Genomic DNA, 17,358 nt, shown 5'->3' with positions numbered 1-17,358 from the left:
CTTTATTTTAAAGTCTAATCACTATACTATAAACTCTAATTTATAATGACTATGAAAAAGGTAATATTCTTATTTATTGTTTTTTTAGCATCTATCACAATCCATGCTGCAGATAAAAAAGTGTACAAAGGAGGAAGCTACTCTGATGTAGCTTATACGATTAGGGATAATAAAATATACGTGGGAGGGAGTTACTCTGATGTAGCATATACAATTAGAGATAATACGATATACATAGGAGGAAGCTACTCTGATATTGCTTATACAATTAGAGATAATACGATATACGTGGGAAGAAGTTACTCTGATATAGCATATACAATTAGAGATAATAAAATATACGTAGGAGGGAGTTACTCCGATGTAGCATATACAATTAGAGAATAAGTCTCTATTTTCTTACTGGGTAGTATTTCTTCCCTACTTTAAAGTACACTTGTTTATGCAAAAAAGCAATCGGATTTTCGATTGCTCTTTTTTAGCTGGATACTCTATCTAATTATCGGATAATTTTATTGAGGATAGGAAAAGAAGTAATTTATTTTAGAAGATATCAAAACTATCAAATGTAATTCAAATTTTCATGGTTAAAAATATCCTAATTCAGATTTCGCCAATAGATTTCATCAGAATCTGATGAATCCTTGCAACTTTGTGGTATAATGATTGATGATATCATGTATAATAGAATTATAGATAAAATAATTTCCACTATTATTCTTATAACTAAAATAATCTTACATTCCCTTTCCTCTTCTATTGTAAATAATTTTACAATGCTTTTATCTACATATAAAAAAGTAAAAAATAAAAAAATAAGAATAAAAGGACAGCAACAATACCTCCCCATATTAGAAATATAAATTCTATAAATTCTCCCATATAAACTTTTCCATAATGGAAAAAGAACCACTAATAAGTGATTCTTTCTCTTCTGTTGCGGGGACCGGACTCGAACCGATGACCTTTGGGTTATGAGCCCAACGAGCTACCAACTGCTCCACCCCGCGATATTTCGAGTACAAAGATACGTCTTTTTTAATACAGTCCAAATATTTCGCTCACTATTTTTGTATTATTTTGATAGATATTTCATATACGACTAAGCATCAATACAATAATTCTCTTACCATTTGTAATTTAATCCGAAACTTACAAGTTGGTTAACCTGAAAATAGCCTAATTGCCCACCCTTAGGCACATTATCGTCAAATCGAGTATTCACCGATACAGTAGTAGAAAGAAGACGAGTAAACAACATCGTAAATACATTTTCGAACTCAACTTCCACCCTTTCATAGTTTGTGAAATATTTAAAGCGAGATGTCCATGTCACATATCTGCTAACTCTAAAATCCAGATTCGAACTAACCAGAGAACCAAATTCAGCCAATGTTCGCTCTCCTTCCTCTAATCCAAATCGCTTTTCATCTACCGATTCATCTCTTACATAAATATAGTTGAGAGACAAAGGAGATAAATTCAAAGTTAGATTTAGTCTTTTCCTTTTATCACTTTCAAATTTTTTATCAAGTTTATAGCCCATACCAATACTTATATTTGCCATAAAAGGAGCTAGAAAGGAAGAGGTCTTAACATTAGAATTAAGAGGAAAACTTTGGAAGAATGGAGTCTTTGTCTCTAATCGAGCAGAATATGACCAATTATTATATGCCTTATATCCTAATATATTCTCTAAACGAAATAAGTCTTCACTTATATTTACATCATGGAGTTCATCAGAAGGAGTAGCCTGTAAGTTCAATCTCCACTCCAGAATATTATTAAATGTAATCTTATCTTTAGCATAGTTTACAGTTACCCTGTGATCATTACGAATAAAAAAACTACTATTACCTCCCCTACTCCAGTTATGGGTAATATAATTTTGAGCTACTTGAAGCGCATGATTTCCACTTTTAACCCAATATATAAAACCGGGATCAATTTTCTCCATCTCTATAGGAGTCACCTTTATAGCTTCATCTGTAGCTATAAGATCATGGAGAAAATTACGCTTGGTGGCATCTTCTTCCCTGAGTTTCGGTATACTTTTCAATACTGATGCATTGTATCGGACATCTCCAATATTACTCATATCCATATAAAAATTCCGGCGTCTGGCTTGTACTTCCTCTACTCTTTTTATCAAAGGAGCAAACGTACTCTCTTCGGGAATTAAATGAAATTGAGGAGTTTCCTTTGATGCATCTTTAGGTATAAAATCTAATCGCGGAGGTAAGATCTTACCATCGAACACAACAGGAAGAAAAAGGCGGTCATATATTACTGTATCCCGAAAGCTTACATTATAAGGAAACGGATCCCAATCTACAGGGGGAACAATAATCAATCCGTTAGATCCTCTAGTATATACAAGAGCCGAATCATTCTGGAATATGGATTTTTGAGCTACGTTAAGCGCAAATCTATCGTCCACCGAAAGCATATATGCAGGGATAACTTTTTCATTATAACTTAAATCTAATGTTTCGGCATGAGAAGCCAAAGTACAAAGTGACATCACAAGTGATGCTAAAATATAAAATAAAGAATTTTTCATCTTGATTAGATTGCTTTCCTCTTAACTATTTAGCCAATAAACGAGACATAATATTCAAATATTGCAAATATAATAATAAAAGCTTGTCATAGCTTAATCTTTTACACATGGAAGTCTTCTTTAATTTCTAAATAATACTTATTTTTTACTAAAAAGAAGAAGTGGAGTCCATTACTCGAGAATAAAGAAATTATAAATTTCACCCACCTAAATACAAAAGGAAAGACATAGAGCCTTTCCTTTTATTGATTTTAATAGTTACACGTGATTGTGTTTATTTTATAGATGCAAATTTTATACAAACCGGCATATCTAAATTTATATCATGCCCTGTATCCTCAAGTAAACCTGTATTTTCATCGATTTTAAAAACCTGAATAACATCACTGTCCCGACAAGCCACTAATAATAGTTTGCCATTAGGAGTAATTGCAAAATTACGAGGATGCACTCCTGTAGTACGATACCCTACCTTTGTCAATTTACCATCTGCTTCATTTATTGAAAATATCGCTAAACCATCATTTTTCAGTCGATTGGAAGCATATAGGAATTTACCATTAGGAGTAATGCCAATATCACCACTTCCTTTAGCATTTACCGTATCTGCTTTTATAGTCTGTATCTCCTTCAGATTACCATCATTATAATCGAAAGCTATCACATCTCCTGACAATTCTGTTATCACATATGCAAACTTATTGTTAGGATGGAACTTAAGATGGCGAGGACCTGATCCCCCTTTAATAGAAAATGCAGCAGGACTGCCTACTGATAAAAAATTATCTCCTGATTCATTTACATTGAACTTATGAATCTTATCTGTCCCTAAGTCATTCGCAAATAAGAACTTTCCATCAGGAGTAAACTGCACACAGTGAATATGCGATTGTTTTTGACGGTCAACATCCGTTCCTTTTCCCGAAAAACTAATAACCTGTGACGCTGTCTCCAATCCTCCTGCTTCATTTACAGAGAAATAGGTAAGACTTCCACCCAAATAATTAGCTGTAACAACATGTTTACCATCAGCATCAATATTTATATAACAAGGAGCACCTCCTCCTGTTAATTGCTTATTGATAAAAGTGAGTTTTCCATCCTGTTTATCAAAGGAAAAAGCATTAGCAGCCGATGTCCCGATACCCTCATCCTCAGTTACTGAATATACAAACTTTTCGGATTGATCCAATACCAAATAAGACGGGTTATCAACTTTTATTTCACTTATATATTTAGATGTACCTGTTATAGTATCTAATTTATATACATAAATACCTTTACTTTCTCCTGAAGTATATGTACCAACCAACATATACATTTCCGAATCACTCTTCTCTATTTGATCCATAGACTGATTATCTGCATTATTGTTTGCATTTTTATTTCCACATCCTATTATAAGAAATACTGACGAAAATATTGCTACGACTTTTTTTAGCATAGTTTTTTATATTTGTTTATTACTTGAATTAAACGTACCAAATTTTCAATAAAGTGACATTAGTTATAAGAAGTAACCAATTAGGTAACAAAGGTTACTTGATAAGTGTCACTTTTTGGACTTCGCTAAACCATTGTAAATCAGACAACAATCATTAAAAAGGTGACAAAAGTAACAAAAGTAACACTTTTTTGGAAATCTTTATTTCCCCTTGTTTATTATTCACTGTTTCTCATATTGATTAATTTCCGATTCGGCCAGACTACAGGTCGGTCCCTACTACCCCTATTTCCTAATAATTGCCAACCGTTGATTGCTGTTTGATCCTTGTATAGATAGATAAAATAACCCAACGTTTGAACCGGAAAAATAGAATAAACAAACTTAATGAATAAAAATAGGAGACCAACTCCTTTTTAATAGGAAAATTCGATCGGTAATATTTTTTTATTCTTTAAAAAAGTCTATCTTTGCAGACCTAAAAGAGAATAATTAAAAAAATAAATATAATAATAGCAATGAAAAAAGGAATTCATCCAGAAAACTACCGTCCAGTTGTTTTCAAAGATATGTCAAACGATGAAATCATAATCTCTCGTTCGACAATCAATGCAAGAGAAACTATCGAAGTAGACGGTGTTACTTATCCTCTAGTCAAATTAGAAATCACTAGTTCTTCTCACCCATTCTACACAGGAAAACAAAAATTGGTGGATACTGCAGGACGTGTTGATAAGTTCATGAATCGTTACGCTAAACGCACACAAGTTAAAAAGTAATTTTACTTGGTGATAATAATACTTAAGGCATTCCGAATTTCGGGGTGCTTTTTTATTTTGTACGAAAACAAATTTGGATAGGTATTGTAAAGTAGCAGGCGACATTCTTACCATTCACTTTTCCGGGTATCCATTTTGGCATACTTTCCACAAAACGAATAACTTCCTTTTCAAAGGATTTAGTCAATGGTCTAATGAGTCTTATATTATCAATTTCACCCGTTTCTCTGACTACGAAACGAACTACGAACCTGCCATTATCAATAAGTTCTGACTGATCTAGGATCGGATATCTTAGATATTGGCTGATATATTTCATCATTTCGATTTCACCTCCGGGAAACTGAGGCATAACCTCAGGATTCTTATATATAGTGATAGTATCTCTTCCTATATAAGCAGGTTCATGTTTTGATGGCTTAATTTGAGCTTCCAGATTAAGCGAAAAAAAGATAAGCATAAAAATATATACTAATTTTATCATAAACAGTAGATATTAGTGAGCCATTTTGAACAAAACGGGGAGAGTATAAGGACAAGGTATTTTCTTTCCATTTCTTTCACCGGGTATCCACTTTGGCATTAATTTTACTATACGGATAGCTTCCTCATCTAAATATTTTTCTAAAGAACGCACAACCTCTATATCTGATAATTCTCCTGTTTCTCTCACTACAAATTTCACCACAACTCGCCCCTCAATAGATGATTCATTATGGATTGCCGGCCATGTTAGATTGTCTTTGACAAATTTCATGAGAGCTGTATTACCTCCGGGAAACTGAGGCATATTCTCAATAGGACAAGAAAAAATAGTATTAATAGAATCTGTTCCTGTCAACTTTTTATCTTGAGAGTAAAGAACTATGCTAACTAATAGAAGGCTGGAAAGTAAGGCTAATTTTTTCATAAGAAAACATATTTAGGCAATAAAAGGTTTTAAACCTTAGGTTTTCTTTATAGAGGAAAGAGTAATAGAAATTCCATAAAACAGAATTAGCCTTTTAGCCAAAGATCGAGTTCTTCGAAAGAGGAAAGAATCTCCGTCCGATTATTTCGAATAACCGACATCCCAGTAGAAGACGACAATTTCAAAGAAAGTTCGTTTGTTGCATTATCTGTCAGAGAATATCCTTTTCTCGATAAAAAATTCTTTGTCCAAAAGAACAGTTCACCATCGGCTTCCAGATATATCTCCTTTGTGATATTATGCTCCGAAACAAATCGTCCTGTTTGTCGATCAAAAACAATAGTACTATTTCCGATATAATCATTTATCGCATCAGATAATACTATATCTTCTGTTACACCACACTTCAACCCCTTATCCCTAGCCAACAACCACAAACGATCAGCCAGAGTAAGAGCCAGCTCTATATCATGAGTTGATAATAAAATAGTCTTGTTTTGTTTTATTGCTATCAGATGCAATAAGTTCATAATCTCAATACGGTTAACTATATCAAGAAAAGCAGTCGGTTCGTCCAATATAATAATAGGACATTCTTGTGCCAAAGCTTTTGCAATCATCACTTTTTGACGCTCCCCATCCGATAATTCGGCAACATACGAATCCTTTTTATGCAGAATACAAACATCATTCATTGCTTTTTCTACAATCTGATGATCTTCTTTAGTTAATCGACCAAAGAAGCCTGTATAAGGGTATCTTCCTAGTGCTACAAGTTCAGAAACAGTTAATCCCCCAACAATAGTTTTATCCGTCAATACAAGTCCCAATAGCGTAGACAATTGCTGTTCTGAATATTTTGAAATATTTTTCTCCCGTAAATTAACTTCACCCCTCAATGAAGGTTGAAGCCCCGTGAGTGTACGCAACAATGTTGACTTACCCGCACCATTAGAACCCAACAGACAAGTTAACTCTCCTGCATAAAGATTAAATGACATATCTTCATACAACACAGATGTATTCCTGTTACGGGATTTTGGATACCCGATACTAAGATTTTGAGCTGATATAATAGGTTCTTTATTCACCTTATGGGTATTTAGTCAAAAAAAATAAAGGGTCTGATACCTTAATTGAAATATTGAATTTTCTTTTGATTTACAATAACATATATAATTACAGGAGCTCCAAAAATAGGAGTAATAGCGTTCAATGGAATTAATCCTGCTGAACCTGGAATTACGCTAATCAAGTTACATAACAAAGCCATAAATGTACCTATAAGAATAGTCATGGGTAATAACGACTTATGATTGGATGTTCCCAACATAAGGCGAGCAATATGAGGTACAGCCAACCCTATAAAAGAGATGGGACCACAATAAGCAGTTGTTACAGCCGTCAATATGCCTGCACATAGTAATAACAGAAAACGTACTCTCTTTATATTAACCCCTAGATTAGCAGCATATCTATCACCTAGCAACAAGGCATTTAGCGGCTTCACCAATACAACAGCTAATATTAATCCGATTGATACTGTTATACAGTAAAAGGGAAGTTGTTCCATAGATACACCTGAAAAATCGCCCATCCCCCAGATCATATATGAGAATACCTGCTCACTCGTACTCCAGTATTTCAGTAAAGAAATAACCGAAGAGGTTAGGTAGCCAACCATGATACCAATGATCAGCAGCATAATATTGTTCTTTACAATAGAAGCAAAACCTATAATAATCAGAAGTATAAGAGCTGCTCCTACAAATGCACCTGCAACAACAGTCATAGATATCGAAAGATCAAAGCCTACGTTATTACCTATTATACCACCAAACAGAAGTATGACAATAGCTACACCAAGCCCTGCACCTGCACTGATACCTAGAATACCTGCATCGGCCAAAGGATTACGAAAAGCAGTTTGTAGTAATAAACCAGCAACAGCTATTCCTCCTCCCGTAAATAAAGCTGTAATAGCCTGAGGTAACCGCACTTCAATAATAATATGTTCCCAAGATTTCTTTACAGCTTCACCTCCTGCCAAAATATCAACCATTGCCTGAAACGGAATCTTTACAGATCCCACAAACAGATTTGCAAAAAATAAAATGACAATCGCAACTATAAGTAGCAGTATATATCTTACGAGGTGGTTATTTTTCAATTTCAACAGTTCTATTTATATCTAAAGGTAAATCAAAACCTTTTGCTTAAACAAATATAGTAATACTCTTTTAAAGTAAAGTCACAGCCGTATTTATTGTCTATCCAAGTAAAACGATCGATCGTGATGGTATCTCGGACACAAACAAAATGACTTCATCTACTTTTATTACTTCACTCTTTCATCTTACTATAATAGCGAGGAGTATAGTCCGGAAATAGATCCGGATGGAAGATATATGCAAAGTCTTGTAATATGTAATCGGGATGTATTGGAAGATCTTCATAATAAGACTTCTCAGCCGCATTACATCCGTAAATATTACGATTCTTGAATGCTGAGAAGTACGAATATGGCTTATATTCTTTTTCTAACGAAGTATAGGTCAAATCAGTCGGATGATTATATTTTATCAACCAAAATTGGGCATCTCCCGCTTTATCCAAGATCTCTTCGAAAGCTAAAGGTGTTGAAGCAACATTATCGTTATCAGACCAAACATAGTTAGCACCGGCATCGCTTAGCATTCTTGAAATGAAACTACCTCCACCCGATATATACCAAACGTTTCCATACATTAAATCAATAAATACAGACGGCTTTTCTTTGACCGATGCCATTTTATCTTTAATGGCATTATAGTTATTCACAGTCGTATTGAATAGTGAATCAGCTTGCGATTCATTATCAAAAAATAAAGAATAGAATCTAATCCATTCAGCACGCCCCAATGGCAAAGGCTCCATATAATCAGGCGTTTCTATTACAGGTATACCTGCTTTATCAATACTGCCATAAGTACGCCCTTGTATTGGGGTAGCAAAAATAGCTTCAGGATCAACATCTACTATTTTTTCTATTACTGGATTTGCTGCCTGACCTAAATCGGCAATAGTTCCATTTTTTACACCTTCCTGAATATAGTCGATATCAATATAACTAGGCTCACAAACACCTTTTACTGTCGACAAAACACCTAATTCATTAAGAGTAGCACAATGAATCGTTGAATAAGCAACTACGCTACTCAATGGAGTTCTGATAAGTGTACCTTTAGGTAAGTTGGCAGGTAAGGCTTTAGCTTTATCCACTAAAATATATCGTTGCAGAATTTTTGTAGAATCCCATGGATCTACAACTGTTACTTCTTTATAATCGGCGTATTTTTTTACAGTAAAGCCTTTGGCATATTCTACCGTATAAGCGGTATCTATAGCATTATCAACCTCAATCGATTGTTTATTACCCGAACAAGAGATTAATAAAACTGAAAACAATAATAGAATCAGAGAATGTCTCATACGTTATTATATAAAATCAAAAGGAGCTGTAATACAACTCCTTTTGATAATAAATTTTATATTATTTTACAAACCAGATTTTCACAGGAAAAGCTCCCCCTGTATCTAATTTGGATTTTAATTTACCTGCTGATGAAAATATATACATATCCCCATTATTCTGTCCATTAGCCCCTAAGACATACATATCGCCGGTGGTAGGTTCAGATTTTATTAAGCTAATGTCTTTTATCGTAGTTCCATCTGTTATAAAACTTTCTTCTACCACTTTCTTATTTACGATATCGTAATAAGTAAAAGAAGACGATGGAGTATAACTCGCATCATACTCTTTTTTCAGCATATATAGTCTATCCCCCTCCGGAAATATTGAAAATGAACGCCCTTCATCCAGTTTAGTTACAGCATCTGTAGTTGTATTTATTTGTTGAAGTATGTTTGGTATAATAGGTTTAGTCAAACCATAATTACCCAATGATACTAAATACAAGTTATTATATTTATCCACTTTAAGCTCGTTTGGATTTATTGCTACAATAATATCTTTCTTAGTACTCAATTCTGGATCTACAACTGATACAGTATTATTAAATTGATAATCAGCTACAAAACCACCCGAATTAGCTACATATACTTTATTATTCACAACTTTCACTGCTTCGGGATTAGGACCTACTGCTATGCTTTTATCAATAGTCAATGTTGTAGTATCTATACGGGCTAGATATCCATCAAATAAAGTTACATACACTTTACCATTGTATGACTCCAAAGCACGTGGTTGTAGTTTTTCAGAAGGGCGTGTAGCATCACTTTTTATGGTACTTACAATCTTACCGTTAATATCTAAAACATAGATCAAACCGGAGTTATATACCGCAACATAGGTTTTACTGCCATAAACAATTGCATCCTGTCCGACATCCCCCACCATTATACCATTTGCCTTTTCAAATTGATTTGAGATTTTCGCCGACTTAAAGCCATAGTATGACAAAACAGACCCATTGCTTCCCATTTTTCCACTATTCAGTATATACGCTCCGGGGAGTTCGACTGCCGAAGTATCCTGATTATTATCACTATCATTATCGCTACAAGAAGAGAAACCGATTAGAGTAGCTCCAAATAGTAACATACTCCACAATAAATTCTTTTTTTTCATCTTATTTTTGATTATTATTTAATTTGTTATAATTACTATCGTAATAAAAAGGTCTGGGACCTTAGAAATTCATTCTTAATAATATCCTGTAAGAACGCCCGGGCATAGGATAATCTTTTATTATATAATACGTCTTATTAGATAAGTTGGCAATGTCACCTTGTACCCTGAATTTATATCTGCCCCTTTCGAATGTTCTGTTCAATGTGATTGTATGATCAATAAAACCTTCAATTCTGTTTCTATCTATATTTTGAGGTTCTGCATATGTTTTACCACTTGCTATAAACGAGTATCCGAAATTAACCCAGGGATTTTCCAACGTTAACGATGCTGCACCCGAATGTTCAGGAGTATACGGTATCTGGTCTCTATTGTTTTTATCAGCCGGATCGGTAATATCTATAGCTTTCTGATACGTATAATTACCTGATATTTCTAAATTCAATTTATTGTTAAATACCAGACGGGCATTTGTATTAAAATCTAATCCTGTTATTTTCACTTCTCCTAAATTCACGACTTTGGATTCAAACATAGCAGGATAAATCACAATCTTGTCTTTTACATCATTACGATAGACATCTGTAGAAACACTAAAATAATTGAACAATTCAGAGAAAGAATTTGTCCATGTTAACCCTACATTATATTGCTGAGTTTTTTCGGGGCGAAGGCTCGTATTACCCATCCGGATGTAATAAAGATCATTAAACGAAGGAACCCTGAATATATCTTTATACGATGCCCTTATCCTAAGACCTGTAAAATTGAATGGACGGTAAGAAAAACTGACAGATGGTGATAACCTTTTTCGATCATCGGGTTTATTACCCACCACCACATCCTCTGTGATATAAGTACCCAGCAAATTCGCTATAACGGTAAGTTTCTTATTATCGTATTTTGCAGACAATGAAGTAAGAGAAGTAGACCGGTCAGGCTCTGCAAAACCGGAGTAATTAGCTGTTAATGTATTATAGTTATAATCCTGCGCTAACGAAAAAGATATTGCCTTATCCGGATTGTACAGTAATGAACTTGTAAGATATAATTCATCCTGCTTATATATATCTTCCAATATACCATTCGGATATTTAGCGTTTTTATCCATATATAGGGTATAGGTATTTCCATATTTACCTTGTAGCTGCCAATTAAATTTATCGCTGATAGTATTGATATATTTAGCCTGTGTAAAAAAGTTTCTGTCCCATAGACGTTCCTTACTATCATTATTATAAAAAATAATGGCACCCGGCAAGCCTCTCTCCGAATCAAAATAATATACTTTTACGGACAATTCCTGCGATTTGGTCAATTCCCCGAAAACGTTTAACTCAGTACGCTTAATATCTACATCGGTATTTTGTCTCTTTCCCGTTATTACTGTACTCGCATTCTTTTGTTTAAAGCTATATTCTCCATCAGCCCTTTGCCAGCTGCCATCCAGAGAAAATGAGAATTTATTGCTCAATTTATATGCATAATACAAATATGGATTGAATTGTCCCCATGATCCGGTAACGAGCTGTGCATGTACCGAATATTTTTTATGTGTGAAAGAAGGTTCTCTTGTAGTAATACTTAAAACCCCTACTGAAGCCGAAGCCTTGGCTGTTCTGAAAATATCGTCACTTTGCCCGATTGTCAAAGATAACATGGCAATATTATCTAACGAAAAACGTCCTATATCGACTTGTCCCGATTGGGCATTACTTACAATAATCCCATCATAAAGCACAGCTGTATGCTCAGAACCTACACCTCTGATGGCAACAGTCTTCATGCCTCCGATTCCTCCAAAGTCTTTGACAACGACTCCCGAAAAACGACGTATGGCATCCGAAATAGATAATACTCCGGTCTTGTCTATATCTGATTCTGATAATACCTGAATGGGGTTGCTCGATAGAGCAATGGAAGGCTTTACCTGTGCAGTTACAATTACTTCATCGATATGCTGAGTTTTTATAGAATCTTTATTCTGAGCATCTACTTCAATAAAGCAGAGCTGAAAAATAAGAAAAACAAGCAGGAAATAAGAATACTTCATATACTGAAAGCCTATAAACCAATAATAGATTTAGCTTTCGGACAAAATACGGTGAAGAAATTACAATGGAAATATTCTAAAGAAGAATGAATCGACAGTTTTTGATCTTCAGCTCTATTTCTCGAAAGCTGTTTAGTATCACTTTTTGTCGTCTTGCAGGTTTTCTGACTTACATTCTATTCATTTACAAATAGATTGCTTACAGTAGCGAGTCTGTCCAGGTCTTTCACCTGATTACCCTTTTTGCATCCTTTTAAAATATTTATTACTTATAGGAGCAAAACAACGGTGCAAAGATATGTTATAAAACCTAATTCATCCAAACAAAATTGTTAAAATTGGAAGTAGATGAATGGTTGCGTTCCACTAGACGCAGTTGCATATACCAACCAGAATACACCACCTACAATAATAGCACGTCCAATATATGGTAACTTTAGGAAGCCCATCTCCACAATATCGCTCAATCGCTTAGGTGTAAAATGTAAAACGAAACCTATAAATATAAGTATAAATACATTTCTATATCCTTGCATTATCATAAGCCATGCTTCGGGATTATATTCGAGCCGGCTGATATTTCCTATTACGGCTGTAGCCACTTCGAAATCGTTTGCTTTAAAGAATATCCAGCAAAATGCCACGAAATGGAAAGTAATAATTCCACAAATCAAATTGATCAGTATATTTTTCTCAGGAAGTTTCACAAACTGCCTGAATAGACGTTCTACAGCAAGTGCTCCGCCATGTAATGCACCCCATGCGATATATTTCCATGCCGCACCATGCCAAAGGCCTCCGATAAGCATGGTTAAAAACAGATTGATATATGTGCGGAATCGTCCTTTTCGGTTCCCCCCTAATGGAATATACAGGTAATCCCTCAACCAAGACGATAGAGAGATATGCCATCTACGCCAAAACTCAGTCACCGAAACCGATTTATAAGGAGTACGGAAGTTTTCAGGGAGCTTAAATCCCATTAATAATGCTATACCGATAGCCATATCGGAATAACCCGAAAAGTCACAATAAATTTGTAAAGTATAACCATAGGTCGCCATTAATGTTTCGAATGGTGTATAGCTTAGAGGACTATCAAAAATTCGGTCTACAAAGTTCAATGATATATAATCAGATATAACAGACTTTTTTATTAAACCCGTAATAATAAGAAATAGAGCTAGACCTGCTTCTTTCTTCGACAAACTTATCTCGCGATACATTTGCGGCAAAAATTCTTTTGCTCTCACGATGGGTCCCGCAACCAACTGAGGAAAGAAGGAAAGATAAAAAGCAAAATCAAGAACATTTTTAGCCGGTTTAAGCTCCCTACGGTATAAATCAACCGAATAGCTTATAGCCTGAAATGTAAAAAATGAGATTCCAACGGGTAAAATAATATGTTGGAGCTGGAAGTTCCCTTCAAACAGAGTATTCAGATTACCTATAAAGAAATTAGTATATTTAAAATATGCCAATACTAATAAGTTGAGTACTACGGTAATTGTAAGTATAGACTTTCTCAACGTTTTCTTCTGAGATAAATCCATCATCTCCGACAGAATATAATTAATTAAGGCGGACAGTATTAATAGAATAAAATACTCGCCTCCTGCCTTATAATAGAAAAACATCGAAAAAAGAAATACATATGCTGTACGAAAATGCGCATATTTTCGAGTCAAAATGTATACTAAATAAAAAGCAAGGAAGAATCCAAGAAACAAACTCGAGCTAAACAATAGCGGGTTGCTTGGGTCATACTCAAACCACGACCGTATCTGATCGGTAGTTATAGAGAAATAAGATTCTAAGTAAGTTAACACAGTTTTCAATTAGTTCTACTTTTTACATAGTTATCATAAGCAGCCAAAAAATCGGCAGAGAAAAGCTCTCCCTGTTTTTCATACCCTTCCCTTGTATAATGTACCTTATCTTTTGCCATCAATGGGGCAAATTTATTTTCCAGAGGGGCTTTTGCTCCACCTAGTTTACCTAATAAGTCCCAGACAACACAACCTTTCAATTGCTTCAGAGCATCTCCATATCCTTCTACAAAAGTATTAGGAGTTCTTCGTTTAAACAACGAAGGCGGAGGCGTCATCAATAGAATTATAGCTTTGGGATTATTTTTCTTTATCTTATCTACAAACATCTGCATTTGAGAACTATAATAAGGAGTTGTCCATCTATTGAAAGCCTCATTTGTTCCCAGAGAAATAACAATCAGATCGGCACTCAAAGAAGGTAGCTGCTCAAAAAACAACGGATATTTGTTATAATCCGAAACTTTTGTCCCGTTTACACCTATGCTATGATAGATAATCCCCGGTCTGTCGTTTTCTATTACGACACCACTCAGATTATACTCTGCCTGATTATTGCCCGGTAGTATTACTATCTGATTCGAGGACATTGGCAGAATAAATTCCGATTCATAGGGTTTTTCTTTAGAGAGAATAATCTTTGGCTCATTATCGTCTTTCGGCTCCTCTTTTATGACTTTGGCCACGATAGGCACTTTCGGCTCCCGTTCAGGCTCTTCTTGCTTATTGGGTATTTTCAAATCCATGCCTACACGTATAGTATTTGAGCTTAGATTATTTATATCTTTCAGTTTTTCCACCGAAATGCCATATTTTTGAGATATCCTATATAAGGTTTCTTTACTCTCTACTGTATGCATGGTATAATTTACCTTTCTGACCTCAACTTTCTCTTTTTCAACAGGAAGTTCAACAGGGGTTTTCTCCACTACACTCTTATAATCGGTATTAGGTAAAGCCAGTCTAAAACAAGATGTCTTAGTCGGATACAACAGCCTTATCTTACTGAAAGTATACAAAGGATTGACATCTATATTTATTTCAAAATCGGAATTGTTTGAATATAGCCCTATACCACTCAGCCCGACTGAAACATCTGTCACAGGATAAATATTACGACGACTCTCCCATTCCGTGTTCGAGGCATATTTTATATAACTGGTTCCATTGGTTTTAGCCAAGCTATATGGAAAGGTAAAACCATACCCTCCATTGCCAAACTTAGTTTGCAAAATCTGACGTATTACATTCGTAAACATATCAGCCTGTACATGCGAATCACCAATATGTACAATATTCACCTTACCTTTTTGGTTTTTCTCCAATTGATATAATTTCTCAAACAGAGGATCCAACAATTTTACATTCTTAAAATCAGAGGCTGCAATATCCTTAGCATCTTTCGCATAGACAGCGGAAGATATCAAGCATAATAGAAGTAAGAATGTTATTGTTTTTTTATAAATCATCTGAATGTTTAATTCGGTTCGGAATTTGTCCCGATTCCTTTAATTTTTTGTATTGAAAATACCCTTTGTCAAGTTCATCATAAATAAGTCCCCCTATTTTCTTTGCACCCTTCTGATTGAAATGAGTATAATCTTTATTTGCCAGCGATGGATTTTCCTGTACCCATTTAATCATAGATCCGTATCCTCCCATCAATGTATACAGGTTTATAAAACCCGAATGGGTACTCTCAGCATATAATCTCTGATGTTTAACCAAAGGTTCTACTGCCTTGTCAGTCTTCATTTCCATATCAGTTTTTATAGCCCTGTCTCCTGTAGATATTATTAAAATGCTTGCATTCGGAAAGCATTGTTGCAAATGATTAACCACACCTGCCATTTTAGTTTCGTACCAGCTATAATCAGTTGTACCATATCCTAAAACATTTGTACCATATTGTAATACGATAAGATCATAGTTCAATATCTTATCTAATGCGTTCATCAAATCAGTATTAAACAGGGAAAGAGGCAATCCCGAATTTCCACGCAAAGAGAAATTATCGACATGGACACCTACTCCATCGTCAAAATTAACTCCATAAAAAGGTATAGAATCAGCCTTTTCGAAAGTAGCTTTCAGCATTTTAGTTGTAGAGGATAGTTTCAGCGTATTTAAAAGCCTGTCTGTTATTAAATCGTGACGTATGGAAGAATCCTTTCCTAAAGCTATATTAACCGAGCCATTGTGGTTGGAAGAGCTTCCGTAAAACAATGTAGGATTATATAATAGGGTTGAATTGATAACATCATTGGCAACATATCTTAACCATGTCTGAGAACCTCTCGGCACAAAAGAGACTTGTCCATCGACTCCAAAGGCTCTCTTTGGTTTCTTTACATTTAAGAATGACTGAGTTTCCCAATTCTTCGAATATTGATGCGTAACCGAATACCTGGCAGAAGCAGAAAGAGAAGTTATACCTACAAAGCCCACACCTTTTCCTCCATATTGACTTTGATATGCACTACGTATATCCTGTACAATCAGGTCACCATCATTCATTGAATCACCGAAGTAAGCTATACGTACTTTTCCTTTTCCCGAATTTTCGAGTTCATATAATTTCTCATAGAAATTTATGAGATTACCAATGCCTTCGCTATTGTCCGAAGCATCTATATCGATTCTATTAATTAACGTATCATTCTCCAATGAGTCAGCCTCAGCCATTGATACCGAATCATTAGTCATAGCGTCCAACGCCAAACTATCTATAACAATTCCCGGTATAGGAGCTGTATTCTCCGGAAATAATCTGGCAGGAAGAACCTGTTTCAACCCCCAAAATATACCAATAGCAATAATTATAGTCAAAAAAGACTTGAAAAAATAATTTTTAGCTTTACCTTCCATACCTAAATTTAGGTCGCCGACCTGTTTATTGCTTCAAAAAATGCCATATTCAAAGATTTCTTAAATCAGGCATTTTTTTATAATTAGTTCTAATTCCCTAATCCATTAACAAGAAATAGAGAACCTAATATGTCAATATTACCGTGTGTTCAAAAATGCGCTGCAAAGCTAGTTACTTTATTGAAATTTCGAATACTATATATAACAAAAAAACTGCCTTTCGGCAGTTTTTTATCAGGTAATTTGTCTATTAAATAACAAAAGATATTTAAT

The 17,358-nt window shown here is 34.7% G+C and carries 14 protein-coding genes, 1 tRNA gene and 1 riboswitch; of the genes, 2 read left to right on the top strand and 13 right to left on the bottom strand.

Annotated elements, in window-relative coordinates:
• Positions 1-51 precede the first annotated feature (51 nt).
• Entirely contained in the window at positions 52-387 is a 336-nt protein-coding gene (locus CLV62_RS10010; protein ID WP_146212725.1) for a hypothetical protein, read from the top strand.
• A gap of 550 nt (positions 388-937) precedes the next feature.
• Here the strand turns inward: CLV62_RS10010 and CLV62_RS10005 are convergent.
• The 3 genes from CLV62_RS10005 to CLV62_RS09995 all read right to left on the bottom strand — a co-directional run bounded on the left by CLV62_RS10005 (position 938) and on the right by CLV62_RS09995 (position 4,007).
• A tRNA-Met gene (locus CLV62_RS10005) sits at positions 938-1,010 on the bottom strand.
• 116 nt (positions 1,011-1,126) lie between these two features.
• A complete protein-coding gene (locus tag CLV62_RS10000) occupies positions 1,127-2,563 on the bottom strand; it encodes a DUF3078 domain-containing protein (RefSeq protein ID WP_110310642.1) in 1,437 nt (478 codons plus the stop codon).
• A 274-nt stretch (positions 2,564-2,837) separates the two neighbouring features.
• The gene (locus CLV62_RS09995; protein WP_110310641.1) at positions 2,838-4,007 is read right to left on the bottom strand and encodes a lactonase family protein; all 1,170 of its coding nucleotides are present in this window, start codon (positions 4,005-4,007) and stop codon (positions 2,838-2,840) included.
• Between the two features lie 518 nt (positions 4,008-4,525).
• Between CLV62_RS09995 and CLV62_RS09990 the strand changes: the two genes are divergently transcribed.
• On the top strand, positions 4,526-4,786 hold the full coding sequence (locus CLV62_RS09990) for a type B 50S ribosomal protein L31 (RefSeq protein WP_110310640.1): 261 nt from the start codon (positions 4,526-4,528) through the stop codon (positions 4,784-4,786).
• 52 nt (positions 4,787-4,838) lie between these two features.
• Here the strand turns inward: CLV62_RS09990 and CLV62_RS09985 are convergent, their stop codons facing one another.
• The 10 genes from CLV62_RS09985 to CLV62_RS09940 all read right to left on the bottom strand — a co-directional run bounded on the left by CLV62_RS09985 (position 4,839) and on the right by CLV62_RS09940 (position 17,085).
• A complete protein-coding gene (locus tag CLV62_RS09985; protein ID WP_110310639.1) occupies positions 4,839-5,270 on the bottom strand; it encodes an energy transducer TonB in 432 nt (143 codons plus the stop codon).
• A 12-nt stretch (positions 5,271-5,282) separates the two neighbouring features.
• Positions 5,283-5,696: an energy transducer TonB gene (locus CLV62_RS09980; protein WP_110310638.1), complete on the bottom strand. Its 414-nt coding sequence runs from the start codon at positions 5,694-5,696 to the stop codon at positions 5,283-5,285.
• 86 nt (positions 5,697-5,782) lie between these two features.
• Positions 5,783-6,787, bottom strand: coding sequence for an ABC transporter ATP-binding protein (locus tag CLV62_RS09975; RefSeq protein WP_245904071.1), 1,005 nt, complete (start codon positions 6,785-6,787; stop codon positions 5,783-5,785).
• A 41-nt stretch (positions 6,788-6,828) separates the two neighbouring features.
• Entirely contained in the window at positions 6,829-7,866 is a 1,038-nt protein-coding gene (locus CLV62_RS09970) for an iron ABC transporter permease (protein ID WP_110310721.1), read from the bottom strand.
• A 173-nt stretch (positions 7,867-8,039) separates the two neighbouring features.
• A complete protein-coding gene (locus tag CLV62_RS09965) occupies positions 8,040-9,167 on the bottom strand; it encodes an ABC transporter substrate-binding protein (protein WP_110310637.1) in 1,128 nt (375 codons plus the stop codon).
• A gap of 61 nt (positions 9,168-9,228) precedes the next feature.
• The gene (locus tag CLV62_RS09960) at positions 9,229-10,332 is read right to left on the bottom strand and encodes a YncE family protein (RefSeq protein WP_110310636.1); all 1,104 of its coding nucleotides are present in this window, start codon (positions 10,330-10,332) and stop codon (positions 9,229-9,231) included.
• Positions 10,333-10,393: 61 nt separating this feature from the next.
• Entirely contained in the window at positions 10,394-12,388 is a 1,995-nt protein-coding gene (locus CLV62_RS09955) for a TonB-dependent receptor plug domain-containing protein (RefSeq protein WP_110310635.1), read from the bottom strand.
• A gap of 137 nt (positions 12,389-12,525) precedes the next feature.
• A riboswitch (cobalamin riboswitch) is annotated at positions 12,526-12,686 on the bottom strand.
• Between the two features lie 34 nt (positions 12,687-12,720).
• Positions 12,721-14,187 (bottom strand): MBOAT family O-acyltransferase, encoded by a 1,467-nt coding sequence (locus CLV62_RS09950; protein ID WP_221409237.1) that lies wholly within the window; start codon positions 14,185-14,187, stop codon positions 12,721-12,723.
• Positions 14,188-14,222: 35 nt separating this feature from the next.
• On the bottom strand, positions 14,223-15,686 hold the full coding sequence (locus CLV62_RS09945) for a LysM peptidoglycan-binding domain-containing protein (RefSeq protein WP_110310633.1): 1,464 nt from the start codon (positions 15,684-15,686) through the stop codon (positions 14,223-14,225).
• Positions 15,676-17,085, bottom strand: a complete 1,410-nt coding sequence (locus tag CLV62_RS09940) for a GDSL-type esterase/lipase family protein (RefSeq protein WP_110310632.1) — start codon at positions 17,083-17,085, stop codon at positions 15,676-15,678. The genes CLV62_RS09945 and CLV62_RS09940 overlap by 11 nt, the downstream gene beginning before the upstream one ends.
• Positions 17,086-17,358 lie beyond the last annotated feature (273 nt).

Origin of the sequence: Indolivaga alginatilytica, from assembly GCF_003201355.1 — a bacterium.
Lineage (GTDB): Bacteria > Bacteroidota > Bacteroidia > Bacteroidales > Dysgonomonadaceae > Dysgonomonas_A > Dysgonomonas_A alginatilytica.
This window is presented reverse-complemented; position numbering and strand designations above follow the sequence as displayed.